Origin of the sequence: Paenibacillus sp. FSL H3-0329, from assembly GCF_037963285.1 — a bacterium.
In the GTDB taxonomy this organism is placed as follows: Bacteria; Bacillota; Bacilli; order Paenibacillales; family Paenibacillaceae; genus Paenibacillus_AQ; species Paenibacillus_AQ odorifer.
Map to the genome: position 1 here is coordinate 1,662,830 of NZ_CP150150.1, position 26,655 is coordinate 1,689,484.

The 26,655-nt window shown below is 44.9% G+C and carries 20 protein-coding genes; 19 read left to right on the forward strand and 1 reads right to left on the reverse strand.

What is annotated here, in order from left to right; genetic code table 11:
* Window positions 1–34: 34 nt before the first annotated feature.
* The 15 genes from NSQ66_RS07205 to NSQ66_RS07275 all read left to right on the forward strand — a co-directional run bounded on the left by NSQ66_RS07205 (window position 35) and on the right by NSQ66_RS07275 (window position 19,849).
* Complete coding sequence (locus NSQ66_RS07205) at window positions 35–1,516, forward strand: glycoside hydrolase family 32 protein (RefSeq protein ID WP_076141172.1); 1,482 nt, start codon at window positions 35–37, stop codon at window positions 1,514–1,516.
* 21 nt (window positions 1,517–1,537) lie between these two features.
* Window positions 1,538–2,431: an ROK family protein gene (locus tag NSQ66_RS07210; protein ID WP_076141173.1), complete on the forward strand. Its 894-nt coding sequence runs from the start codon at window positions 1,538–1,540 to the stop codon at window positions 2,429–2,431.
* Between the two features lie 86 nt (window positions 2,432–2,517).
* The gene (locus NSQ66_RS07215) at window positions 2,518–6,321 is read left to right on the forward strand and encodes a GH32 C-terminal domain-containing protein (protein ID WP_076141210.1); all 3,804 of its coding nucleotides are present in this window, start codon (window positions 2,518–2,520) and stop codon (window positions 6,319–6,321) included.
* A 309-nt stretch (window positions 6,322–6,630) separates the two neighbouring features.
* Window positions 6,631–7,620 carry a LacI family DNA-binding transcriptional regulator gene (locus NSQ66_RS07220; RefSeq protein ID WP_244886434.1) on the forward strand — a complete coding sequence of 330 codons (990 nt, stop codon included), beginning with the start codon at window positions 6,631–6,633 and terminating at the stop codon, window positions 7,618–7,620.
* A 21-nt stretch (window positions 7,621–7,641) separates the two neighbouring features.
* Window positions 7,642–8,622 carry a BadF/BadG/BcrA/BcrD ATPase family protein gene (locus NSQ66_RS07225; RefSeq protein WP_076141174.1) on the forward strand — a complete coding sequence of 327 codons (981 nt, stop codon included), beginning with the start codon at window positions 7,642–7,644 and terminating at the stop codon, window positions 8,620–8,622.
* 43 nt (window positions 8,623–8,665) lie between these two features.
* Window positions 8,666–9,964 carry a 6-phospho-beta-glucosidase gene (locus NSQ66_RS07230; RefSeq protein WP_036675809.1) on the forward strand — a complete coding sequence of 433 codons (1,299 nt, stop codon included), beginning with the start codon at window positions 8,666–8,668 and terminating at the stop codon, window positions 9,962–9,964.
* A gap of 24 nt (window positions 9,965–9,988) precedes the next feature.
* On the forward strand, window positions 9,989–10,915 hold the full coding sequence (locus NSQ66_RS07235; RefSeq protein WP_036675807.1) for an ABC transporter permease subunit: 927 nt from the start codon (window positions 9,989–9,991) through the stop codon (window positions 10,913–10,915).
* Between the two features lie 59 nt (window positions 10,916–10,974).
* Window positions 10,975–11,865, forward strand: coding sequence for a carbohydrate ABC transporter permease (locus NSQ66_RS07240; protein WP_036675805.1), 891 nt, complete (start codon window positions 10,975–10,977; stop codon window positions 11,863–11,865).
* Between the two features lie 33 nt (window positions 11,866–11,898).
* Entirely contained in the window at window positions 11,899–13,545 is a 1,647-nt protein-coding gene (locus NSQ66_RS07245) for an extracellular solute-binding protein (RefSeq protein WP_076141175.1), read from the forward strand.
* Between the two features lie 38 nt (window positions 13,546–13,583).
* Window positions 13,584–15,317, forward strand: a complete 1,734-nt coding sequence (locus NSQ66_RS07250) for a family 10 glycosylhydrolase (RefSeq protein ID WP_076141176.1) — start codon at window positions 13,584–13,586, stop codon at window positions 15,315–15,317.
* A gap of 265 nt (window positions 15,318–15,582) precedes the next feature.
* Entirely contained in the window at window positions 15,583–16,866 is a 1,284-nt protein-coding gene (locus NSQ66_RS07255) for a DUF1963 domain-containing protein (RefSeq protein WP_076141177.1), read from the forward strand.
* 166 nt (window positions 16,867–17,032) lie between these two features.
* Window positions 17,033–17,362, forward strand: a complete 330-nt coding sequence (locus NSQ66_RS07260; RefSeq protein ID WP_036675798.1) for a PadR family transcriptional regulator — start codon at window positions 17,033–17,035, stop codon at window positions 17,360–17,362.
* A 14-nt stretch (window positions 17,363–17,376) separates the two neighbouring features.
* Window positions 17,377–18,243, forward strand: a complete 867-nt coding sequence (locus NSQ66_RS07265; RefSeq protein WP_038569394.1) for a pentapeptide repeat-containing protein — start codon at window positions 17,377–17,379, stop codon at window positions 18,241–18,243.
* Window positions 18,244–18,319: 76 nt separating this feature from the next.
* Window positions 18,320–19,078 carry an ATP-binding cassette domain-containing protein gene (locus NSQ66_RS07270; protein WP_036675796.1) on the forward strand — a complete coding sequence of 253 codons (759 nt, stop codon included), beginning with the start codon at window positions 18,320–18,322 and terminating at the stop codon, window positions 19,076–19,078.
* Window positions 19,079–19,849, forward strand: coding sequence for an ABC transporter permease (locus NSQ66_RS07275; RefSeq protein ID WP_076141178.1), 771 nt, complete (start codon window positions 19,079–19,081; stop codon window positions 19,847–19,849).
* 66 nt (window positions 19,850–19,915) lie between these two features.
* On the opposite strand, the gene NSQ66_RS07280 is transcribed toward NSQ66_RS07275, so the two are convergent.
* Window positions 19,916–21,847: an ATP-dependent DNA helicase gene (locus NSQ66_RS07280; protein WP_249267680.1), complete on the reverse strand. Its 1,932-nt coding sequence runs from the start codon at window positions 21,845–21,847 to the stop codon at window positions 19,916–19,918.
* 284 nt (window positions 21,848–22,131) lie between these two features.
* Between NSQ66_RS07280 and NSQ66_RS07285 the strand changes: the two genes are divergently transcribed.
* The 4 genes from NSQ66_RS07285 to NSQ66_RS07300 all read left to right on the forward strand — a co-directional run bounded on the left by NSQ66_RS07285 (window position 22,132) and on the right by NSQ66_RS07300 (window position 26,653).
* Window positions 22,132–23,313, forward strand: a complete 1,182-nt coding sequence (locus tag NSQ66_RS07285) for an ATP-binding protein (RefSeq protein WP_076098893.1) — start codon at window positions 22,132–22,134, stop codon at window positions 23,311–23,313.
* A 183-nt stretch (window positions 23,314–23,496) separates the two neighbouring features.
* The gene (locus NSQ66_RS07290) at window positions 23,497–23,943 is read left to right on the forward strand and encodes a V4R domain-containing protein (RefSeq protein WP_036675792.1); all 447 of its coding nucleotides are present in this window, start codon (window positions 23,497–23,499) and stop codon (window positions 23,941–23,943) included.
* A 149-nt stretch (window positions 23,944–24,092) separates the two neighbouring features.
* On the forward strand, window positions 24,093–25,352 hold the full coding sequence (locus NSQ66_RS07295; RefSeq protein WP_076141180.1) for an MFS transporter: 1,260 nt from the start codon (window positions 24,093–24,095) through the stop codon (window positions 25,350–25,352).
* Window positions 25,349–26,653: an ectonucleotide pyrophosphatase/phosphodiesterase gene (locus NSQ66_RS07300; protein ID WP_076141181.1), complete on the forward strand. Its 1,305-nt coding sequence runs from the start codon at window positions 25,349–25,351 to the stop codon at window positions 26,651–26,653. Before NSQ66_RS07295 ends, NSQ66_RS07300 begins: the two co-directional genes overlap by 4 nt.
* Window positions 26,654–26,655 lie beyond the last annotated feature (2 nt).

A 26,655-nucleotide genomic window follows, 5' to 3' on the forward strand; every position in this document is an offset into this window, starting at 1 on the left:
AAGACCGTGTTCGGGAGTAAAGGAGAAAACAATAATGTCTACGATTGCGAAACAAAATTACCGCGGAGTGTATCATTTTTCCCCTAAGGAAAAGTGGATGAATGATCCAAACGGAATGGTTTATTTTGAGGATGAATATCATTTGTTTTTTCAGCACCATCCAGGTGGAATGACTATGGGCGCTATGCACTGGGGCCATGCGGTCAGTAAGGATCTTGTTACATGGGAGGAGCTGCCTATCGCTCTTGCTCCAGATGAATTAGGTATGATTTTTTCCGGCAGTGCCGTAGTCGACTGGAACAATACGACTGGATTTTTTGAAGATAAACCAGGTCTAGTAGCAATTTTTACACACCATTTGGATATGCCGGAAGGCAAGCCAGCCATTCAGCGTCAAAGCTTGGCCTATAGTAAAGATAACGGAAGAACCTGGACGAAATATGATGGGAATCCGGTACTTGAACATGATACATTCATTGATTTCCGTGACCCGAAAGTATTTTGGAATAAAGATACTAATAAATGGGTGATGATTGTAGCTTGTGGTCAAACGGTGTGTCTATATCATTCTCCTGATCTGATGAACTGGACATTTGCCAGTGAATTCGGAGAAGGAATCGGTTCTCATGACGGGGTATGGGAATGCCCGGACTTGTTCCCGCTGGCCATTGATGGCGATCCTTCGAACACGAAATGGGTGATGCTAGTGAGCATCGGTGCGGATCCCGCTTTTGTGGAAGGATCAAGAACACAGTATTTTACAGGGGATTTTGATGGAGAAGTGTTCACGCCAGATGAAGATTCGATTAAAATTCGCTGGCTTGATTATGGAAGAGATAACTATGCAGGTGTAAGCTGGTCCGATATACCGGCTGAGGATGGAAGAAGACTATTTATCGGCTGGATGAGCAACTGGATGTATGCTAACAAGACGCCAGCAGAAGAATTCCGTGGTGCGATGACAATTGCAAGAGAACTTCAGCTCGAATCAAGACAAGGGGGAACTTTTCTTGTGCAGAAGCCGGTACAAGAGTTGGAATCAGCTCGTGTACAAGTCCTTTCTATAAAAAATGCAACGGTGCAAGAAATCAATACTCTTCTTAAAGAGATTCGCTTGGAATCTTATGAGATTATAGCTGAGTTCACTCGGGGTAAATCTGTAGGTTTCAAAGTAAGAATTGGTGCGGATGAACAAACAGTGATCGGTATCAACGGTGACACAGAGGAACTTTATGTAGACCGGAAGGCTTCGGGCCAGCATGATTTCCATGAACATTTCGTAGGACATCATTCAGCCAAACTCGCAGCGCTTGATGAGTCAAATGATCTCCGTATTTATGTGGATTGCTCTTCCGTTGAGGTGTTTAGTAATGGAGGTCAGGCAGTAATTACGGATCTTATATTCCCTGGACTAGAATCTAAAGGTATTGCTGTGTTTGCAGAAAATGAGAATGACTTGCTGATTTCCCTGGATATCTATGAGCTTACTCTCTCTGCTGAGCAAGACAAGAATTAGTCACCGAGAGGAGTCTTGTATATGCGTATAGGAGCGATTGAAGCTGGCGGGACGAAGTTTATATGTGGCATCGGGAATGAAAATGGGACCATTGAAGATCAGATCAGTTTCCCTACAGAACATCCTGAGTTGACGTTGCCCAAAGTTATTCAATATTTTCAAGACAAACCAGTAGAAGCTATCGGAATTGGATCGTTTGGTCCAATCGATATACGCCCAGATAGCCCGACGTATGGTTACGTTACAACAACACCAAAACCAGGTTGGGGAAATTACGATATGCTGGGCACTTTGAAAAGATACTTTTCGGTTCCCTTTGGCTGGGACACGGACGTCAATGCAGCGGCATTTGGTGAAGCCAAATGGGGCGCTGCCCAAGGGTTATCCAGCTGTTTATACTATACAGTTGGCACGGGTGTTGGTGTGGGAGTGTATTCAGAAGGCAAACTTATTCATGGTCTTGTGCATCCTGAAGGGGGGCATGTTCTTACAAGACGCCATCCTGAAGATGAATTCCCAGGGGGATGTCCCTATCATGGGGACTGCCTAGAAGGGATGGCGGCAGGTCCTGCTATTGAAGCAAGGTGGGGGAAGAAGGGACATGAACTTCCTATAGATCACCTTGCATGGGAAATGGAAGCATTTTATATTGCGCAGTCGATTACGGGTGCTATATTGCTTAACTCTCCTCAGAAAATCATTCTGGGTGGTGGTGTTATGCAGCAATCACAATTGTTTCCACTTATTCGGCAGGCCGTGCTTCAAAACCTGAACGGTTATGTTAGCTCAAGTACTATTTTAGAACACATAGATGAGTATATCGTTCCACCAGGTCTAGGCCAACAGGCGGGATTATGTGGTGCTCTGGCTCTTGGACTCACAGCACTGGAAAGTCAGATTTCTGCTCAATTGTAAAAGAATATAGAGAGGAGGTCAGTGCAGTAATGGATTGGCCTCCTTCTTGTTTTTCAATATTAATGATAGAAAAGAGGCTGAAGAAGATGAAAAATAAAGGAAAATTTGTTTTGTCCTTTCTCATGGCAACAGGATTTGTTATGACTTCAGCAGGCATTTATGTAGCAAATCCCGGTACTGGGTGGGCTGCGCCCGCTGATCAGGAGGTAAGTAAACAAGCTAAGGAGGGGCTTTCTATTTTTGAAAGCGTAACCAAAACAAACACAAACTTGACAGGTTGGCAAATAAAAGGAAAAGGTAAGTTGGCGGATACTGTTGAAGGGATTTTACTGACTTCTGATCCACAAGAAAATGTAATGGCAAACTCCGAAACGGTATCAGAGGATTTTATCTATGAAGCTGATGTCATGATCAAGGATATGCAAGCTGACGCGACCTTATTGTTCCGTTCTAATGAAGATGGCTGGGGTTCCTACATGCTCCAAATTGTTCCGAATGCAGGTATGATCCGCTTACGAGACGCAAGTGATGGTGAAGGGAAATTAAAAGAGGAGCGGAAGGTTACTGTTAAGGCAGGAGAGATCTATCATCTCAAGGTAAAAGCAGAGGGTTCATCACTGAAAGTATATTGGGACAACGAATATAAATCTGTGATTGAGGTTCACGATCATGCGTATCGTACTGGTAAGCTAGGGCTCAATGTATGGAATGGTTCTGTTTTGTTCCAAAATATTATCGTAAGCGACCTGAAAGGAAATCTGGGTGCTGTGGTTACAAATAAAGGACAATGGCAGCCTAATATCAACGGCAAAAAAGGAATGGCAGTAAACCAGATGAAGTCACAGCAAATTTATAATAAACAAGCTGCTGATTTTGTATATGAAGGAAATATATCTCTTCGTCCTGATTCTGTTGCAGCGCTCGCATTTCGTTCATCGGCTGATGGAACAAAGGGATATGAAGCATCCCTGACAAAGGAAGGAAATCAGGTTCGTGTAAGTTTGACGAAAGCTAACGGAGCAACAATTGCAAGTTCACAGCAAACCTATCCAAGTCAGACCGGAGCAAAACATCATGTAGAGATAAAGGCGAAGGGAAACAGAATTCAGGTCTTCCTAGACGGATACACCCCGGCTGCGATCGATCTAACAGATAAAACCTATACCGATGGATATACAGGAATCGTCGTTAAACAGGGAACGGCTTACTTCCAGGATACCTATGTGACGGATGCCAGCAGTTATTATAATGAAAAATATCGTCCTCAATACCACTATACGCCAATTCGTGGTTCTGCCAGTGATCCTAACGGACTTGTCTACTTCGATGGAGAATATCATCTATTCCATCAGGACGGAGGCACATGGGCACATTCTGTCAGTAAAGATATGCTGAACTGGAAGCGCCTTCCGATTGCGCTGCCGTGGAATGATCATGGGCATGTCTGGTCTGGATCAGCTGTGGCAGATTTGACGAATGCATCAGGTTTGTTCGGGGATTCAGGAGGCAAGGGGCTGATTGCCTACTACACTTCCTATAATCCCGATGGCCCGAATGGGAATCAGCGTATCGGTCTTGCATACAGCAAGGACCAAGGTCGTACTTGGGAATATTCCAAGACGCGTCCTATGGTTATCGGAAATCCAGGCGATAATGGAGGGGAGCCCGGAGGCTGGGATTTCCGTGATCCGAAAGTGATTCGTGATAACGACAATAACAGATGGGTAATGGTTGTATCCGGTGGAGATCATATTCGTTTCTTTACTTCAACAAATCTACTTGATTGGACCCTAACAGATAGCTGGGGATACGGGGAATATGTTCGCGGCGGTGTATGGGAATGTCCGGATTTGCTTCAGCTTTCGGTAGACGGAACATCACAGAAAAAATGGGTTTTGATGATTAGTACAGGAGCGAATTCAAAAACAGGCGGATCAGATGCTGAATATTTTGTGGGTCATTTAACAGCGGAAGGTAAATTCGTTAATGTTAATCCGGCAGGGAAAGTTTTGCGAACAGATTTTGGAAAAGAATTCTACGCTTCAATGTCTTTTTCGAACATGCCAGATCATCGCAGCGTAATGATGGCGTGGATGACAAACTGGGACTATCCGTTTGCTTTTCCAACAACCCATTGGAAAGGCGTACTGTCAATCCCAAGAGAAGTCTCATTAGTAACGACAAAAGATGGGATTCAGCTCGCTCAAAGTCCGATCAAGGAGTTGGAATCGCTGCGTAATCAGCTGTATTCTACTGCTAACAAAGAGGTGAGTCCTTCTTCTCAGAATCTATTGAAAGGGGTTACCTCTGGTGCATACGAAATTGAAGCTGAAGTAGAAATTCCAGCAGGTAGTCAGGTTAGTGAATTTGGCTTTAACGTTCGTGTAGGGGGAAGTCAGCAAACGGTTGTTGGATATAAACCTAGTGAGGGTCGGATTTTCGTGGATCGGTCTGCATCTGGTTTGACGGATTTTTCGAATCTATTTAGTAAAAGACATGAAGCGGCAATGCAAACGGAGAACAAGCGAGTTAAGCTGCGTATCCTTGTAGATGAGTCTTCTGTTGAGGTTTTTGGCAACAACGGTAAAGTTGTTTTCTCTGACGTCATTTTTCCGGATCCAGCCAGCAGAGCTTTGAGTTTTTACACCAAAGGAGGCAACGTAAAAGTCGTATCTCTGAAGGTGAATCAGTTAGGCTCTGTATGGAATCAGGAGACGGGCTCAGCTACCAAGATAATGATGGATACAAGTGATCGCGAACTGAGCAAGGGGCAAAGCGACATACTTTTGGCGATGGTAGAGAATGGTACCAGTAATGGGGCACAGCCGCTTAAATGGAATTCCAGTAACAAGGATGTAGTTGAACTAAACGTGGTGGATAAATCCCAGGCAACCCTTGTAGCTAAAAAAGAAGGCGAGTCTATCATTACCGTCTCTACTCCAAATGGGAAGACATCAGCTAGCTTATTAGTTAAGGTATCTGGGGGTGAATTTCATACGAACTTAAGTGGGTGGACTAAAGATCTATCTGCAGCCTCCTGGGTCATTGGTGAAAATGGGATTCGTGGAAATTACTTGAGTGACGCGAATTATATCGCAGAGAAGCAGGCAGGAGATTTTACTTATGAAGCAGATATGATGTTAGGGAAATCCGGAGGAGCAGGCTCTATGTTGTTCCGTGCCAGCGAAGATGGACGCAGCGGATACTACTTAAATCTGGATCCGAATATGAAGTCCATCCGTCTGTTTTATAAAATCGACGGCCGTATTGAAGAGCGTCAGATTCTAGCAAAAGTTCCGACGTTCATTCAGCCGGGTCAAACCTATAAAGTGAAAATCGAAGCGAAGGGCCCGCATATCGTGGTTTATGTGGATGGGCAGAAAGTCATCGACCTCCAGGACGGCACATTTGCCGAAGGCCGCTTTGGACTACATGTATTTGGCGGAAATGCTTCATATCAAAACGTTAACGTGAGCGGAGAAACACCTGCCAATTTAACCACTTCCAGTCTAGTAAATGCAGAACTACAGAAATCCCTTTATACAGCAAATCTCGCAAATGGTGAAGCTGTTACACTGAAGGATGCAAATGATTCTACGGATCAGAAGTGGGTATTCGTGCCGACGGGGGACGATGCAGGTTCTTATTCTATTCGTACAACAGCCGGTCAGGCGCTTGATCTCGACACAGGGCAAAATAAAATCCAGTTATACCCTTATCTTGGATATAACAATCAGCGTTGGATTTTTCACAAGAATGATGATGGTACCGTAAGTATTATTTCTGCTCATCATAAGAAAGCGCTGGAAGTATCGGCGGATGGGACGACACTGTCTCTAAGCGAGCTTGATCCTACTCTTGATCGACAAAAATGGGTAATTACCAATTAACCTGAGGAAGATAGAAGCAAGGGAAGGGGGGAATAGCGTGTCTAAAAAGCAACTTGTCTGCGGATGAGTTGCTTTTTGTTTTGGCTGCATTTTATGTATTGACGGATATTGGAAATGTAAGTAGAATGTAAATTAGTTAAAACCTTAAAACTTTTGTAAAGAATTTTGGTGTTCTTGATAAAGGCAAAGCTGACATTCAGTGTGCAATTTTCAATCAGAACATAGAAATATCACGAAAGGTAAGGTTTTTTATTTACCTAAAAAGTTTAATCGTTTAAACTTTCGGGTGACGGAGGTATGGAAGCTAAGATGAATATACATGATGTAGCCAAAAAGTCGGGACTCTCTGTAGTGACCGTATCCAGGGTGCTTAACAATTTACCCTCTGTACGGGAAGCTAATAGACAGAAAGTGCTGAAAGCTATGGAGGAATTGAATTATCAGCCCAATTCAGCAGCGCGGAGTCTTGTGAGGGGCAAAACGGGAGTCATCGGGATGTCGATTACCAACTTTAACGACTCTTTCTATGACCGGGTTATTCGCGTGGTGAACCGGAAGCTGGCAGCGCAAGGGTATTTTTTAGCCCTATCGATCGCCGAGAATGAGGATGAGGGCGACAATTTCCTGTTTCAGAAGGATCGCGTTGACGGAATTATCCTGTTGTCCCCACTTGAAGAAAAGGCATATGTAGAGGAACTGAAAAGAAAAAACATTCCGTTTGTATTGCTGGATAACCAGTTTCAGCATGAGGATGTGCCTAGCGTCGTGGTCGATAACTATCAAGGCGGGTATGAGGCTACAAAGCACTTGATCGATCTTGGGCACACTCAAATTGCCTATATTGGCGGCCCTTCGGTATTTCTAAGTGTAGCGGAGCGAAAGCGAGGTTATGTCCAAGCGCTCGAGGATGCCGGGTTAACGCCATTCGGAACGGAATACTGCAGCTTTACAGTAAGCGGCGGCTATGAGGTGGCCAAGAGATGGATCCGCGAAGATAAGCTGCCGACAGCTTTTTTTTCGGGGGACGATTTTATTGCTCTTGGAATGGTTCAGGCTCTCCGGGAAGAGGGAATTCGAGTACCCCACGATATCTCAATTGTTGGATTTGATGATCAGCAGTTCGTAGGTGAATTTTACCCGCGGTTGACGACGGTCAGACAACCTGAGGCACAAATGGGCAATATAGGCGTTGATTTACTACTAAAAATGATCAATGGGGAGGTGATGCCGCCCGCTGTAACGAAGCTCGCTCCGCAGCTACTCATTCGTGAATCCACCGCATCTGTTAGATTACCTTGAATTTTAGGAGTGAAATCATCCGTGAAGTATTTTTTGGGAGTTGATGCAGGAGGCAGTAAAACCCACGCAATGATTGCAGATGAACAAGGGAAGGTCATCGGAGTTGGCAAGGGTGGGATCGGAAATCATCAAATAAACCGTGAGCAGGCGGTGAACAGTTTGCAGCAGGCCCTATCGGAAGCAATTATGGCGTCAGGGCTGACCAAGGATCAGCTGGATTACTCCTGGTTCGGCTTAGCGGGAGCGGACAGAGAGGCTGATTTCCGGATTTTGCGACCGGTCATCAGCAGCTTTGATCTTCCCCAAACTGAGATTTCCTGCGATACCTGGATTGCCTTGCGGTCAGGTACAGAGAAGAACTATGGGATCGTACTGATTTGCGGATCGGGCGTGAACTGTAGTGGTAAAAATCCGTTGGGTGCTACATACCAATGTGGTGGTTTCGGCTACCGGTTCGGGGATTATGGCGGTGGCTATGATTTAAGTATTGAGGTATTCCGTAGCGTCCTTCGGGCGGATGAGGGAAGAGAGAAGGAGACGGTCCTAACCGAACGCTTAACGCAATTGTTGGGCTATTCCAATGTGTCGGAATTAAGAGAGGATTACCTGGATCATTTCAGAGACCTGCCTCCCCATATTGCTGAACTATTATTTCAAGCGGCAGAGGAAGGGGACCAGGTTGCCACCAAGCTGCTGGTCAAGCAAGGGGATGAGCTGGGTTTGGCCGCGGTATCGGCCATCCGTCGCTTGGGCATGGAGGAGGACTTCTTCGACATCGTACTTGCAGGCAGCCTGCTGACAAAGGGAGACCGCTCAGGCATCATCCGGCGGGCCATTGAGAGAAGAGTGAAGTTGTCGGCTCCGAATGGCACTTTAAGGATTTTGACCCGGGAGCCGGTTGTAGGATCGGTCGTTCTGGCTATGGAAAGCAGCGGTATGCGTGTAGATCAGAAGGTTCTAGATAATCTATCACAGGGGAAAGTACCGAACACAATAGGCTAGTTTTTATAAGACCAAAATGAAAAAGATGAAGGAAGGGTCTATCATGGAGGAAACATTGAAGCTGGTTGTCATCGGAGCGGGATCATCGTATACGCCTGAGCTTATTGAAGGCATCATCCTGCATCACCAAGAGCTTCCCATCCGCGAAGTATGGCTGGTGGATATTGAGGAGGGAAGGGAGAAGCTGCATACGATTGCAGAACTGAGCAAACGCATGATCGCTGAGTCCGGACTGCCGATTACCGTGGTCCAGACGTTTGAACGCAGGGAAGCCATTGCCGGAGCGGACTTTGTATGCACGCAAATCCGGGTAGGCATGCTGGAAGCGCGCAAATGGGACGAATTAATTCCGCTTCAATACAATGTCATCGGCCAGGAGACGACAGGTCCCGGAGGGATGATGAAAGGCCTACGGACCATCCCGGTCATTCTGGATATTTGCAAAGACATTGAGGAGCTGGCTCCGGATGCCTGGTTGCTGAATTTTACGAATCCGGCCGGTATGGTGACTGAAGCTGTTCACAAATACTCATCGGTAAAAAGCGTAGGATTGTGCAACTCACCGATCGGTTTTCAAAAGTGGCTCTCCGAGTTCTTCGGACTTCCTATGGAGAAGATCTACGCGGAGTTTGTCGGCATCAACCATCTGCACTGGGTATCCGATATCGTGATTGACGGTAAAAGCAAGCTGCAGGAGCTCATTGATTACCCGCAGAGCTACAAGGCGAGCAATGTGCCGTTTGATTCCTGGGACTACCGGTTTCTGAATGCTTTGAAAGCGATTCCCTCTTATTACCTGAGCTATTACTATATGACGGACGCGATGCTTGCGGAACAGAAGGAAGCAGCAGCAACGACTGGATCGCGCGCTGAGGTAGTGAAGAAGGTGGAGGAAGAGCTGTTTGAACTGTACCGGAACGTAGAGCTGAAGGAAAAGCCCAAGCAGTTGGAACAGCGCGGCGGAGCCTACTACTCGGAGGCGGCAGTGCTGCTGATGCGCTCCATTTATAATGATTCCCGCGATATCCAGACGTTGAATGTAAGGAATAACGGAATTATTGACTTCTTGCCGGACGATGCCTCCATTGAGGTGAATTGTATGGTCACCAAGCAAGGTCCGCTGCCGATTCCGCTGCGCATAATTCCTCAGCCCGTAAAAGGCTTGCTGGCTGCAGTCAAACAATACGAGAGCCTCACCATCGAAGCGGCTGTGCACGGAGACCGGGATATAGCCCTGCAGGCTATGGTTCATCATCCGCTCGTGCCTTCGGTCACCGTAGCTGAACAACTGCTGGATGAAATGCTGGAGAAGAACAAATCGTTGTTGCCGTTGTTTCACTAGAATCGTCCAGAGGAGGAAAAGCGGATGAACACGGCCGAGAAACCGCGTAGATGGAAGAAATTTATCAGTCAATTGGATTTGCAGTCCATGGTTTGGCCGGGAATTATCTTTGTATTCATTTTTAGCTACATTCCGATGTATGGCGTGGTTATGGCATTCCAGCAATACGATATTTTTGGCGGCATTATGAAGAGCCCCTGGGTTGGATTTATGCATTTCAGAATGTTCTTCGAGGCGCCGGAGTTCTGGAATGTGATGCGAAATACCCTTGTGATCAGCTTGCTTAAATTGATTATCTCTTTTCCTGCCCCGATTCTTCTTGCGCTGATGCTGAATGAAATCGGGAATATGGGCTTTAAACGTATTATCCAGACCGTCAGTTATTTACCTTATTTCCTGTCCTGGGTTATAGTATCCGGTTTTGTATTTTCGCTGTTATCCGTTGACAACGGGACGGTGAACTATGTGCTGGAGCGATTCAATCTGGTAGGGGAACCAGTTAACTTCCTGGCGTTACCCAAATACTTCTGGTCGATTCTAGTAAGCGTAAATGTGTGGAAAGAGGTCGGATTCGGGAGCATTGTCTACCTGGCCGCGATTGCAGGCATTGATCCAACCCTATATGAGGCCGCTTCTATAGATGGAGCAAGCCGGTTTAAGCAAATTCACTTGATTACACTCCCCAGCATTACCCCCATTATCATCATCTTTATGATTCTTGCCATCGGCAGTCTGCTCAGTGCGGGCTTCGAGGACATTTTGCTGCTGGCAACCAATCCAATTCTGCGACCCTACTCCGATGTTATCGACACCTATGTGTACCGTGTTGGGATTTTAAATGCCAGATTCTCTTATGCGACAGCGGTAGGGCTATTCAAGGCGGTGATCAGTGTCATTCTGCTAGTGACGGCCAACAAAATCGCTCGCCGGGCAGATGTTAGTCTCTGGTAGTACTACTACTCATAGCGAATGCTTCCGATGCTCCATAAACCTTTTAGGAGGGGTGAACAATGAGACTAAGCCTAGGCGACAAAATCATGCAGCGGAGTATGTATATCCTTTTGACGCTGCTGGCGTTACTCATGCTATACCCGTTTTGGAATGCGCTGGTCATTTCCTTTAATCTAGGGAGCGATACGGCGCTCGGTGGTGTAACCTTGTTACCGAGAGCTTTTACTCTGGAAAATTATTATATTGTGTTTCAGGATCAACGCCTGCTGAATTCTTTTCTGATCACCATTCTTAGAACGTTATGCGGCACGGCATTGTCTGTCTTTTTCACGGCACTGTTAGCCTACGGAATGTCCAAGAAGACATTGCTATTTCGAAAACAATATATGGTGTTCTTCATGATTACGATGTTCTTCAGTGGAGGGCTCATCCCTAGTTATTTACTAGTTCGCTCTTTGGGTATGCTGGACACCTTTTGGGTGCTGATTATCCCCGGCATCATCAGTGTCTGGAACATGATTGTCATCCGCACCTTCTTCCACGCTCTGCCGGAGGGGTTAGAGGAATCGGCCAAAATCGACGGCAGCAGCAACTACGGCATTTTTTTCCGAATCGTCATTCCCGTCTCCGGCCCGGTGCTGGCCACGATTGCCTTATTCACCGCAGTAGGTTACTGGAATGACTGGTTTACGGGAGCGATCTATATTACAAAGGATCACTTGCTTCCTATACAGACCCTGCTGCGCCAGATTATGAACTCCAACATCATGACCCAAATAGGCTCATCGAATGCTATCGCGCTGGATCATATGAACCGAAATCGGACGATTACCACGAAGTCACTGACTATGGCTACGATGATGATCGCTACCATTCCAATTATCCTGACGTATCCTTTTCTCCAAAAGTACTTTGTTAAGGGCGTAATGATCGGTTCGATGAAAGAATAGCAGTCTCCATATTATGTAGAAAGAAGGGAAAAGATGCGCAATCGTATGAAATGGGTATCTCTTTTGCTGACTTCACTGGTGCTTCTTCTCGCTGCCTGTAGCGGAGGAGGAAATTCTAACACTTCACCAAACACAAGCGAGAAAAATCTGAATACTGAGGCCGCCACAGATGACGGCAGCGGGATCAAGCCCGTCACCTTCAGCTTCTATGGAAACTATGACTGGCTTACGACATCACCATGGGGGGATAATGAGGCGACAAAATGGATTCAGGAGAACCGTAAGGTTACTGTTGAACCGATACAATCCGGAGGAGCGGCCGGAGAAAAGCTCAACACGATGATCGTCGGCGGTGATTTACCGGATGTTATTTTTACTGACCGGGGATCCTCAGTGGAACGGCTGGTGCAGGCAGGACAACTCGTTGCGCTGGATGATTACTATGAGAAGTATCCGAACTTCAAGAAATATGTGAAGGAATCCACCCTGAATTTGCTCCGTTCAGAAGACGGGAAAATCTATCAAATTCCGAACTGGTATACATCCGGGCAATTCGGCAACGGCGGATGGATGGTGAATAAAGATATTTATAACGAACTCGGCAGACCGTTGCTGGAGACCTTTGATGATTTGTATCAATATTTGCTTAAGGTGCAAGAAAAGTATCCGGATGTAGTACCTCTGGAGGTTGGGGAGAAGGGGGCAGGTCTGGAAATTATGTATGGTGGTTTTAAGGAGAACTCCACCAGTAAGTTCATTTCACTCATGGGATATCCGGATGGCGACAAGCTGTCATCTATCTTGGACGATCCCGCTTACGAGGAGATGGTGCTGTATATTAATAAGCTGTATCGTGAACGGCTGATTACGCAGGATGCTCTGCAGCAAACCCAGGATGCGGTCAAAGAAAAGGTCAATACCAACCGGGTAGCAGTCATGGTCGAATCCAATATCACTACGTATGGAGCCGAGGGACACCGGGCACTGACAGCGAATAATCCGGACAGCGGTTATGAGATTATATGGCCGATTCATAAAGGCGGTCTAGACAAAACACAAGTGTTTGTAAGCGGCTTTGAGACGCTGGGTTGGAACGTTAATGTCATTACGAAAAAGGCCAAGGATCCAGAGGCCATCTTCGCTTATTTTGACTGGATTACGGGTCCGGAGGGACAGAAGGTGCTTTTCTTCGGTCCTAAAGGCTTGTACTGGGATGAAGAGGATGCGGACGGAGCGCCAATCCCGAACGAGAAATACAAGACGACTCCTGCTAACGAGCGCACGGAAACGATGCGGAAATTCGAGGACTTTAACTGGGCGGGAAATACAACCTTTATTGATACGGCGAAAATGAGCCTCGAGGCGCTGCTTTCCGCGAACCAGAAATCCTGGGAGACCGTGGCGCAGTCCACGGTGACCTGGAAAACCGCGTTGGATATCACGGAGTTTGTAAATACCGATCCGATTCCGGATACGGAAATCGGCATCATCGCACAGAATATCGGGGATATTTATACCCTTGCTTACGCCCAGATGGTTCAGGCGAAGTCGGATGAAGCGGTGCTGTCGGCGCTGGAGACAGCTAAAAAGAACACCGAAAAAGCGGGGCTGGCTAAGCTGCTTGAATTCAGAACCGAAAAATGGCAGGAAAATGTTAAGAAAATCAACGCGACGAAATAAGACTATTTATAAAATCTTATACTAGTGGAGGCGAGATTATGGCATTTGCGTTGAGATCGAGGTTTATAGCACTGTTAAGCATCGTGTTGGTTTCTTCGATAGCCGGTGGTTCCGTTCCTGTTATGGCCGAGGAGGAGAGTAACCCCCCTTTCGAAACGGAAGTTATTGTACGGACCGTAAACCAGTTTAAGAACATGACGGATGTCCAGAATTTCATCGCGCTGTCTACAAGCTATGGCGTCGATGTTATTAGCATGAACGTGAAGCAGGATGAAGATGATGAGGTTCCGTCTGGAAGTGTATTTTATCAGAGTGATATCGCACCAATTGCACAAGGCTACCAGAATTTCGACGCCCTGCAGGCTGTCATTACGGCAGCCCATGCTGCAGGAATCAAGGTTCATGCCTGGATTCCACAGTTCCATGATCAGCAGGCCTTCCTGGAGCACGATGAATGGCAGATGCAGGCGCTGGTTGACGGGGTTCAGACTCCGTTTACAGGTTCTAACGGCAACGAATACTTCGTCAATCCAATTCACCATGAAGTGCAGCAGTATGAGCGTTCCATCATTCAGGAAGTGATCGAGAATTATGATGTGGATGGCGTTGTGCTGGATTGGATCCGCTTCGATAATTACAACATGGACGTCAGTGATTACACGGTTACGAAGTATCAGGCGCAGTTCGGGTATTCACCGCTCAGCATTGACTTCGAGACGGATTCGCCTCAGAGAGAGCAGTGGAATGAATGGAGGACCGATCAAATCGGACAGTATGTGGGCGATATCCGTCAGGATATCACCCAGTCCTCGAAGCCGGATGTGCAGCTCGGTGTGTATATTTTGCCGCCAGAATTCATTGAAGTTGGGCAGAATGTAGCGAAATTCAAGGATGATATCGACTTTGTTGCACCAATGGCGTACTTTGATGACTGGGAGTTCAACAGTGATTGGGTATACAGCACTTCCTACGGCATCCTGAAGGATACGAGCGACCGGATTAACGGCAGTGACGTGGAAATTGTTGCGACGCTGGATAATGACTGGACAGATGATCAATATCAGGAGATTTACAAGGGAATCCGCGAGAATTATCCAGGTGTGAAGCGTCTGTCGTTCTTTGCTTACGGGGCCTGGCCAGAAGATGAGCTGGCCAATATCAAAGAACGTGAAACCTGGCCTACGCCAGGCTGGACGCCTCCGGTAGAACAAGACTATCCGGCTCAATTACCAACAGGATGGAAGGCGCGGAATATCGGTTCCATGCCGGGGAACGTTACCTACAATTCTTCCAATAAGCAATTTACACTCAGCAGCAGCTCTACGGATATTTGGGGAAATGGAGATCAACTGAATTATATATACCAATCCGTGCGAGGCAATGCGGAGATTATTGTTAAAGTGCAGTCCACTAGCCGATTGGACGGCTGGGCCAAGGCCGGCATTATGATTCGGGAGTCGCTGGGTCATAATTCGAAGCATGCAGATATGATGCTTACCCCCGAAAATGGGGCAACCTTCCAGTATCGTGCAGAGACTGCCGGCAATATGGTTGATCAGACTGCGGCTGCCTCGGCTCCAAGATGGCTAAAGCTGACCCGAAGTGGAAATACCTTCAAAGGGGCTATTTCGAGTAACGGGAATAACTGGCAAACGGTCGGAACTGTTCAGATTCCGATGAACCGCAAGGTGTATATTGGCATAGCACTTAGCAATCCCGGGGATGACTCGAGGAATAAGGCTGTGTTTGGAAATGTGAAGATTACGGATTAAGCTTAATACAAGGGCACCGGTTCTTCTTTATCCGGGGGAGTTTTCGTTTATCAGGTTAACCAGAAATATCTGGTTAACCTTTTTTATTTCGGTATAAGGTGATGGTGGGGGATAAATCCAATTGAAATCTGAAATGAATATAAAGCTGCTAAATCCGGTGGTATATTTAATGCAGCTAATTTTATAATATAGCTAATTCTATAATGCAGTTTAGCTTATTAATAATAGTCTTTGAGAATAACTTATACAGAATAGGAGAGATACGATGAGCGAGCGTATACCCTGCCAAACCTCAGACTGCAAGGGAAGCATACTTCCTGCAACTGCTTTAAAGACAGGTGGAATCTGCATGCCCTGTCATCAAAGGAAGCTTACGCTGGAGCAAAAGGCTTATATTGAACAAAATCGAAAAGACATTGATTTGTACGCAGGTGTGAATGATCCGGTTGAAATTCTTAAAATCATGCACAAACCGCGGAGGTTGAGCCCGCTTGAACACGTAATTCCCTATCACAAAACCGCGCAAGAGTTATATCGTCAACTGACTGAAAGCGAAAGAGAGCGATTGGAAACCTACGCCATTAAATTGATGGAAGAAGATGATTTTGACCAGGCTGAGACTATTTTACTGTCGCTTATATGTTTTTCAAGTGCTTCCATTGAACGGGGGCTGGAGGCTTTTTTTCTTAACGGGAAGTATTATCCCGGTATTCTCTATAAAGAAGCGGGTCAGGAGATCCGTGATAAGATCATTCATCAGTTGGAGCATGACTCGGAAAACCGTAATCATTTGCTGCTTGCATTGGCCTGGATTGGCGATGAAGAGGTTGTTCGGCAGTTCGAGACATGGCGGCAGCATCCGCCTCGATGGACATCGGAGTTAAATGTGCCTCCGGAAACCTATGCTCACGAAGCAGGATGGGAATTAGATCCCGATGGTGGGAAAAGGCTGCTTTTTTACCCCGAGAGTTATCATTTTGAAGTAAACAGGGACGGAAAAAATGGGATGGATCGGGATCATACGGCGGTAGCGGCGCTACAGGCGGGTGAGCATTCCTGCCCTTGGTGTGGCGGTAAGTTGACAGTGCTGTTTGATTACGATTTGCAGAATCCACTGGTTCAATTTATGAAGCTTTCCGGCCAGCGGTTAAGGATTGCAGCTTGCATGCATTGTAATTGTTATGGCACCGTGTTTATGAAAGCGGAGCTGGATGGCCAATATTCGTGGAGTGAATATAATACCGTTCCTGATTTTTTGCCTGCAAATGAAGACAGGGAAGAAATAGCATGGCATGTCATGCAGCTATCGGAACGAAAGATGGGAACCTATGAAAATTCATATTGGATGCTTGAGGCGCCTGCGTCGCAGATTGGAGGACATCCGGCTTGGATTCAGGATGCGGAATATCCTGTGTGCCCTTGCTGTTCGACGACGATGAAGTTTATTGCCCAAATGGACATGGAACAGGCCGAGGACAGCGAGGGGATTTATTATGCATTTTTGTGTGAGGGTTGCCTGCAGGTAGCTGTGAATTACCAGCAGACGTAAATCAACTTATTTCTGTTAGCGTAGATTGGAACTTCAGACTTAAAAGAGAAAAATGCTGCCTTAGACAACTAAGGACGGCATTTTTTTATTTTTGTATAAACATGATGATCAAAGTACCTTGACTGTCACAGTAGTATGATATACAATGAGATTATGAGGTGATGAAATGAGTGAGAACAAAATCACATCCGATCTGCTGCGAGGACATACCGATACGATGGTATTACGGCTCTTGTCCGAAGCCGATCGTTATGGATATGAAATCGTCAAATTAATTGCTGAGCGTTCCGGAGGCGAATATGAATTAAAAGAAGCTACGATGTACTCCAGCGTCCGGCGGCTTGAGGCAGACGGTGACATTGAATGGTATTGGGGGGATGAGTCTCAGGGGGGACGACGGAAGTATTTTCGGATTACCGAGAAGGGGAAAGCTGTTTACGCCAATAACAAGACTAATTGGGAGTACGCAAAGCGTGTGCTTGAAAACTTATTATAAGGAGACTTGATAATATGAATGAGAAATTAAACATGTATTTAAATGGCGTATTCGCACCCTATGACGGGATAAAAAGCGTTGCTGAATTAAAGAGTGACCTCCTTTCCGATTTGCAGGAGCGGTTCAGTGAACTCAAGGCTGAAGGCAAGGATGATGAAACGGCGTTTAAGATGACGATAGACAGCATCGGCGACATTGAACAGACGGTGCAGGAGGTTGCCAATCTCTCCCGTTCACTTGAGCGGCAGGTGGTGACGAGCTTTAGGGCGAGCAACTTATCGAAGAGCGATTTTGCAGGCGTTACCGCCCATAAAGGGGATTTTAAAGTGAGCGCGTTGCGGGGTTCGGATTTTACAGGCGCTGACTTGACTGGCAGTTCTTTCGCGGGCAGTGACGTAGGCGAGGCCAAGTTCGACAGCGCTAATCTGACCGACTGCAATCTGTCCGGCATTGAACTGGCAAATGCGAGCTTTCACAAATCTATTCTTGTTCGCACCAACTTTAGCTCATCAGGACTTACAGGGGCGAAATTTATCAGTGCAAGACTGACCGACGTCAAGCTGTGTACGACTGATCTTACGAAAACAATCTTTGAGAGCTGTATCTTTGACGGTGTGGAATTTAAAACCTCAGATCTGCGGGGATTATGTTTTGACGGCCAGACCTTTATCGGGGTCAAGTTTGAAAAGTCGGCGCTGAACGATATTTCGTTTAGAGGTGCGACGTTAAAAAATGTGTCATTCCTCTCCGGGTTTTCGTTATCCAAGAAGTTTTATCGTGCAATTAAAACGATCAACTTTGACGGTGCAATGATGGATAAGTTGACCTTCGCTGCGCTCAAAGGCATGGAAGCTGATTTGACAAAGGTTACAGTCCTATAAGCCTGAGCTTCCGAAGTGAGTTTTGCGGGGAAAATTCCATGAAGATATGCTAACAAAACCTTAGGGAGGGAATGCAATGAACAAGTCCATTAAAGTGGTTGGGTTGGAAAAGTCCTACAGACAGCTTCAAGTTTTAAAGGGGGTGGATTTTGAAGTGGAGCAGGGCAGCGTTTTTGCCCTGCTTGGCTCCAATGGCGCAGGCAAGACCACCATTGTCAAAATCCTCACCACTTTGCTAAATCAAGATGGTGGGACTGCTGCAGTGAACGGATTCGATGTCGCCACAAAGCCTGATTATGTACGCCAGTCCATCAGCCTGACGGGTCAATTTGCCGCCGTGGATGAGATTCTGACCGGCCGGGAAAATCTGATCATGATTGCGAGGCTCCGCCATGAGAAGCATCCGCGTCAAGTTGCGGACGATCTGCTGGAACGCTTCACTTTGACCGATGCCGCGGATCGCAAGGTATCCACTTATTCAGGCGGGATGCGCCGGAGATTAGATCTCGCGATGAGCCTTGTTGGAAAACCGCAGATTATTTTCCTCGACGAACCAACCACTGGACTTGATCCTGAGGCAAGGATTGATGTATGGAAGATGGTTAAGGAGCTTGCCGACGGCGGTACGACTGTCTTTTTGACGACGCAGTATTTGGAAGAAGCAGAGCAGCTTGCTGATCAAATCGCCATTCTACATGAAGGTAAAATTATTGCGAGCGGTACACTCGAAGAACTAAAAAAGCGTTTCCCGCCCGCAAAAGTTGAGTACATTGAAAAGCAGCCGACGCTGGAGGAAATATTCCTCGCAATCATCGGCAAAAAGGAGGGGAAGTAAATGGAAATGATTAAGAAGCACTTTTTCAGTGACATGAGTGTAATGCTTGGACGCTCTATGCGCCATATTCTCCGCAGTATGGATACCATCATCACGGTAACTATCATGCCAATTGCATTTATGCTGTTGTTTGTTTACGTGTTCGGTGGGGCCATCCAGGCGGGTACGGATAACTATGTGAATTATTTGTTGCCCGGGATCATACTGATCGCTATTGCAAGTGGTGTAACTTATACGGCTTACCGCCTGTTTAACGATGTGCAAAAAGGGATTTTTCAGAGATTCCATTCTATGCCGATTGCACGTTCTACCATGCTGTGGGGACATGTGCTGACCTCCCTGATATCCAATGCGATTTCAGTTAGCGTCATCATTCTTGTTGCATTGATTATGGGGTTTCGTTCATCGGCAGGAGTGCTCTCATGGCTGGCGGTTGCCGGCATCCTCATATTGTTTACGCTGGCTCTAACTTGGGGCGCGGCAATTGCTGGACTATCCGCAAAATCGGTGGACGGCGCGACTGCTTTTTCCTATCCGATTATTTTCCTTCCTTTCATCAGCTCGGCCTTTGTGCCTACCGAATCGATGCCGCCAGTCGTTCGCGCCTTTGCTGAAAACCAGCCCGTTACATCTATAGTAGAGGCGGTTCGCTCCCTCCTGATGGGGCAGCCTGTCGGCAATGATATTTGGGGAGCCATCATATGGTGCATAGCCATTCTAGTAGTTGCGTATTTATTAGCGATGCGGGTATACAAACATAAAGTTGTTTAATTGCCAGATAACGTTACAGGATTTAGAAGCGACTTGTCTGCGGATGGGTTGCTTTTTTTCATTTCTCTACGTATCACTAAGCAGTATCCCTTTTTCTTTCACAAACTTCTCCAGAACCTTGAAATCCTCAGTAACCTTTTTAAAAGGTAAGGCTTCCAGTACCTGATCCCGGTAATCCTTTTTGGCGGCAATGGACAGGCGGGAATCGAGTATGCTGAGTACACCAAGGTCAGTTTCACTGCGGATCAGGCGCCCGGTTCCTTGTCTTAACCGAAGCAGCATGTCCGGTACAAAAACCTCCTTCAAGGGATTCTTTGCCATCGAAGTCTTATATTCATAGACAGGATCGGCAGGAACAGGGAAAGGCAGACGGAAAATGATTAACTGTGACAAATCGGAACCTTCGATATTCACACCTTCCCAGAATACACCGGTACTAAGTAGAACGCCTTTACTGCCCCGAAAGTCAGCGATCACCCCGTCCTGGGACGAACCTTCCCTTTGAACATGTAATGCCCATGCAAGCTTCTCAGAGTTTAATTTCTTATGAATATACTTCATATCCTCTTTAGCTGAAAAAAGAACCAATGTCCGCCCGTCTGTTAAATTACAGAGCCTCATCATTTCCTTGTATGCCGCTTCAAGATAATCTTCCCGCCGCTGATGGTTATAGTAGGGGATGTCCTTGGCAATATACAGCATGGTGTGGTTGTCATAATCAAACGGTGAAGCTTGGCGCTCCATATAATCTCCCCTGTAACCGAGGGACTCAGTGAGATAAGCGTATTGTTCCTCCAGCGTTTCTCCGCTTTGACACATGGTTGCTGACGTTAAAATAACTGAGGTTTTCCCGTTAAATAAGGTATATTTCAGAAACTGGCTTATCCCTTTAGGGCAGATACTAAGGGTACTCTCCCGCTGGGTATTACTTGCCCAGATCAGATAGTTATCCTCTACTCCGGCGAGTACATCAAAGAGGTCGATAAGTCCGTTCATGGCTTCAAAAATATTGTCAATCTCCCGTTCATGCCGTGAAGTTAAGACGGAAAGGCTGAGATTAAAATCTTTTAAAACCTGTGCCGCTCGTCTTAAGGGGATTCCTGTGATCTGCGATATTTTTATACGGTCATTGTCCTGCTTGGCTGTTTGCAGTAAGTCTGCCTCTACTTGTTTAAAAATATGGCCAACGCATCTTTTTATAAATTTAAATTGCGGCATAAGCTCCGTATCGGCAGATTGCTTGAAGAGAATCTGTAAGGCGTCATCCAGAATACGGCAGGTTCCCCGGTAAGTAAATTCGAGCGTTCTTGCATCTCTAACCTTTGCTTCCAGATTATGCGCTTCATCAATTACGATCAGAGCCGGCCGTTCGGTGATTAACCCCTTCGTTCCTTCCTTTTTCTTGATTAAATCACGGATGAGCAGATCCTGGTTTACGATAATAAAATCCATGTCGCTCGCGTTGGCATTAATTTTAGCTCTCATCTCATAAAACGTACATGTACTTTTATAATGGCAACGTTCAAATTTGCAATCATTCACACAAACGTTAGACCATACAGCATCACTAACCCCGCCCTTAATATCTGCCCGCTCATCAATTTCATAATTCACAATCTGTTGAGAAAGCGCAGACAGAGGAGTGTTTGAATCATCCGCTTGGAACAGATCTGCTGCCCTATACCGGCAAGCATACTGCCCCATGCCTTTTCCAACTACCGAACGTACCCTTGTAAATCCGAGACGACTTCCGATGAATCTCAGATCTTTATGTATTTGTTCTGAAAGTTGTATGGAGGATGTCGCAATAATAACCGGTTGCCTTGAGATTTGGTTAATAAGCAGGCTGGGAATGAGGTAGGCAAAGGACTTGCCGATACCGACTCCAGCTTCAATCATCGCGTTACGACCATTTATATAGGCATCAGCGATATCTAGAGACATATCCTGCTGGCCGATCCGCTCTTTAAGTCCAATCCTGGGGAATTTATCATACATTCGAAAGATAGCATTGACTAAAGAGGGCTCGATGTCCTTCTTTAGCTCCTGCTTCTGTAATTTATAGAGATCACTTAACCAGCTAATGACGACCGCCCCTTTTCAAAATCAATGATCTTCCTAATTATAGTTTTTTTGGTGAGGTTGTAATTATCTTCGATGCTACTCTAACAGTCAAGTGTCAGAATATAATATAGTGATTAAAACAAAGTGAATTACTGTGTTTTTGAAGCAGGAAAATATACACATATCTTGAATACAAACTACAAAGAAGGAGGATGAAAATGTCATACAAAGAAAATGAATTGCGTTCGTCATTAACCTTAGCAGTTCCAATCATTTTAAACAGGCATTATCATTCTATGACTATGAAAAACATCGAATTCTCCTGGTTTGTAGAGGCGCATAAGGAATTGTTAGATTCATCATTCAGTACGATATTAATGAGTATGGTAGAAGCCTTGTTTTTTGATTCTTTTGGTTACGATCAATACTTAAACCTGCTAGAAAAAGAGGGGGCTGAGCAAGGGGTTTATACTGCAGAAATATTCGGTGATCATTTTGATATCTTACTTGATATGAGCAAGGATTTAAATTTAACCGCTCAGAATATTATGTTTAAGATCATTGAAGAGTTTGTAGATGATTCCGCGATCCGATTGTTTTTTTATAATCGTTTAATGGAATGCAACTGGACCCGTTTTACTGGCTTTGCACAAGGTTATTTGTCTAATAAAAATCAACAGATTGACAATTTACATGAACAAAAAATTGCTGTTATGGGACAAATGGCAGCAGGAATGGCGCATGAAATAAGAAATCCGCTAGCTTCGATTAAAGGTTTTGCTCAGCTTGTAAATATCAGGCTAAATGAGCCGGAGATCAAAGCGGATGAATTGCGTGCATATCTGGATATCACCATCAAAGAGATTGATGCTCTGAATGGATTAGTAACGGACTTTCTAATACTGGCTCGAAAAGGTGACAGTACAAAAAATAACGGCGTAGTATTTAACGTTATGGAGGTTATACATAGAGTTAATAACATTGTGAATCAACTCATACTTAGTGATGATATTATACTTTCAGTAGAGTGCTCTTTAGAAAAAGTACTAACGTTTGGAAGCGCCTCTCAGCTAGAGCAGGTAATTCTTAATATTTTGAAAAATAGTATCGATTCCTTCACAGCTTTTAGAGGCAGAATAGATATTTCTGTTACCACAGCTGCTGAGACAAACGAAATTATTCTACTCTTTAAAGACAATGGAGAAGGAATTCCACAGGATAAATTAAAACGGATATTTGACCCTTTCTTTACTACCAAGCAAAAAGGGACAGGGATTGGATTATCGATTTGTAAACAACTAATCGAAATGTATGGGGGGCATATTAAGGTAGATTCAGAGGTTCAGGTTGGAACTAGCGTGAGGGTTATTTTGCCTTGGGTTTATGATTATCATATTTGAGATGCTGCTGTATCTAAGGAATGAAGGAGCGACTTGCCAATAGGGAAGTTGCTTTTTTTTGTTATAGTTCTACAAAAAATCAGGATGTGCGTAAGATCACAAAGCAATTATTGGATACGTTTATACTCAATATATCAATTAAATTTGAAATATAAATTACATAAGCAATTGGAGGCTACTGGCATGGATCAATTTACTTTTACAGATATGAAAAAAATAAAGAGAAAAAATTTAGGTAATGTCGTACCTTTAGAGCTTTTCAGAACGATTAGACTGATTGGTTTATATCAAGCGTTACCCATGAATGGTAAGGGTACAACGTTGACTATAGGAAGAAAAATTGGGGAAGAATTTGGTGTTACCTCGGTTAATGAACTATTCGAGTTATTCGAAGAATTGAAGATAGGGATTCCTATAATAACCCATGAAGATGACAAGGGGATGACGATTGCAGTACACGATTGTTTCTGCGAAGGGTTACCTATTATGGAAGGAAAAATGGTTTGTGACCTGGAGGGGGCCATTATTGAAGGAGCACTTACTAAAATTCGTGGAAAGCGGGTTTCCGTCCGGGAAATAAAATGTAATGTTAATGGGGATGAATATTGCGAATATCTCGTCAAATATTAAATTCATATATAAATGCGAGTAAGCGACCTTTCGATTTTAAAAGGTCGTTTTTTTTATGAAGAAGTTGTGATGGAATTAACATTCATTTAACATGCCTCTTATGCTGAAATGATATAACAGTTACAAATAGGTGAAAAGGTGGCTGTTAGATGAAACTTAGCAAAGAGGAAAAATCATGGATTTTATATGACTGTGGGAATTCGGCCTATTCGATGGCGGTTACAACTGCTTTATTGCCTATTGTATTTGGCATGTTTTCAAATGTTAACAGCAGCATGGATTTAGGGTACTTTAATTCCATTGCGAGTATTCTAGTGGCTATCCTTAGTCCGATTTTAGGCACGATCGCAGATTACAAGGATAAGAAAAAGCGCTTTTTCTTATTTTTCTCTTTGATAGGTGTGATGGCTACGGCTTCGTTGGCATTCGTTGCACCTGCGAGCGGGCAGTGGCAGTTATTGATTGTGTTTTATATCCTGTCTGTTATAGGTTTTGCCGGAGCCAATATTTTTTATGACTCTTTTCTTGTGGATATAACCACTGATGAAAGGATGGATAAGGTATCCACAAAAGGTTTTGCTTATGGATATATCGCCAGCGTCATTCCATTTGGCATCAGCCTGCTATTGATTCTGTTTATGGGGATGGATAAGTCGATCGGTTATCAGATTGGGTTTATCATTACTGCCCTTTGGTGGGGGCTGTTGACCATACCCATGATCAGAGATGTGAAGCAGAGATATTATATTGAGCCTGAACCAAGACCTGTAATCAACAGTTTTAAAAGACTGGGAGACACCTTTAGGAATGTTAGACAGCATAAAGTTGTATTTGTTTTCTTAATTGCGTACTTTCTTTATATTGATGGGGTAGATACGATTATTAAAATGGTGGTGCCCTATGCCACATCGGTTCTGGGTGCGGATGCTTTTGACACCTTTACCTTACTGGGGATATTATTAGTTATCCAGATCATCGCTTTTCCTTGTGCAATCCTGTATGGTAATCTCGCCAAAAAATACTCCGCCAGGACTTTGATAATCGTGGGGATTGTTACATATATCATTTCCTGCATCGCGGCTTTTTTTATCACTTCAGTGTGGCATATATTTATTTTAGGTGCGCTAATTGGTTCCGCTCAGGGAGGCATTCAGGCGCTCAGCAGGTCTTATTATGCGAAGATCATTCCAAAGGAGAATTCCAATGAATTCTTTGGTTTTTACAATATTTTTGGCAAGTTCGCGGCCATTGTTGGTCCTGCTGTAATGTCTTTAACAACAACCTTAACAGGTAATGCTAAATTTAGTATTTTAGCGATTATCCCACTTTTTATTATTGGATTATTCGTATTTATAACTTTACCTAAAGAGCAGCCTGAACATGACGAACCTAAGGGGCTTATTCTATGAAGTCAATTAAAGCACAAACGGCTATGGCCAAGCATTTGATCGTCATCTCTTACGATGCCTTTTCAGAAGACCACTGGGCATTGGCCAGCCGGCTTCCAAACTTAAGTAAATTAATTAAAAACGGAGCTCATAGCCATAAATTGAAAAGTGTGTATCCGACACTCACATATGTAGTGCACACGACCATAGCAACCGGTGTATATCCGGATAAGCATGGCATCCATCACAACAATCCGTTTCAGCCTTTTATTAAGGAAGAGGAGCAGAATTGGTTCTGGTTTAGAAATGCGATCAAGGTGCCAACGATTTACGATGTTGCGCGCGAGCATAAGATGAGCACAGCCGGAATCCTATGGCCAGTATCGGGTAAATCCTCCATCCAATACAATATACCTGAAATCAGAGCCATCAAAAACGAAAATCAGGCACTGAAGATATTAAAAAGCGGAAGCCCCTTATACTGCGTGGATATGGAGCTGAAATATGGCCGGATCCGCAAAGGGATTGAGCAGCCCTATCTGGATGACTTCACGACCAAATGTGCTATAGACACGATTAAGCGCAAAAAACCTAATCTTCTAATGATGCATCTGATCGATCTGGATGATGCCAAACATGCTTATGGAACTGACAGTGACGAAGTGAAGCAGGTAATCACACGTATGGATAAAAGGTTAGGCGATATTATGCAGGCAGTGGATGAAGCGGGGATGAAGGATGATACGATTTTTTTAATTTTGGGGGACCATGGCCAGTTTAATGTTAGGTACAGAGTGCATTTGAACAACCTTTTGCAGGAAAAGGGCCTGATCTATGAAGAGAACGGCGAAATGAAGTGGAGAGCTTACTTTCAGTGTGGGGGTGGAGCGGCTTACTTGCATATCCGGCAGGGCGATGAAGAAGCTGAGCAAATAGCATTAGCTGTTATTGGAGATAATATGAGAGATGAATCTTCAGGTATAGAGAAATTGTATGCTAGAGATGAACTGGATTATGTTCATGTGGGCCAAACCACAAAGTATATGCTTGAGGCTAAGAGAGGTTATTGTTTCGACGAAAGTATGGATGAACCAACGATTGTTGATTTGGACAAACAAGGCGTTAAATTTGCCACGCATGGCTATTCTCCTGATAAAGACGGCTATAGATGCAACTTGGTTGTCTCCGGGGAAAAGATTAGAAATGGGTATCCTATAGGGGACATCGAAATGGTAGATATAGCCCCCACGATGGCAAAAATTTTAGGGATTGATTTTAATCCAGGTGACGGAAGACCTTTAGAGGAAATTTTTATGGACTAAAT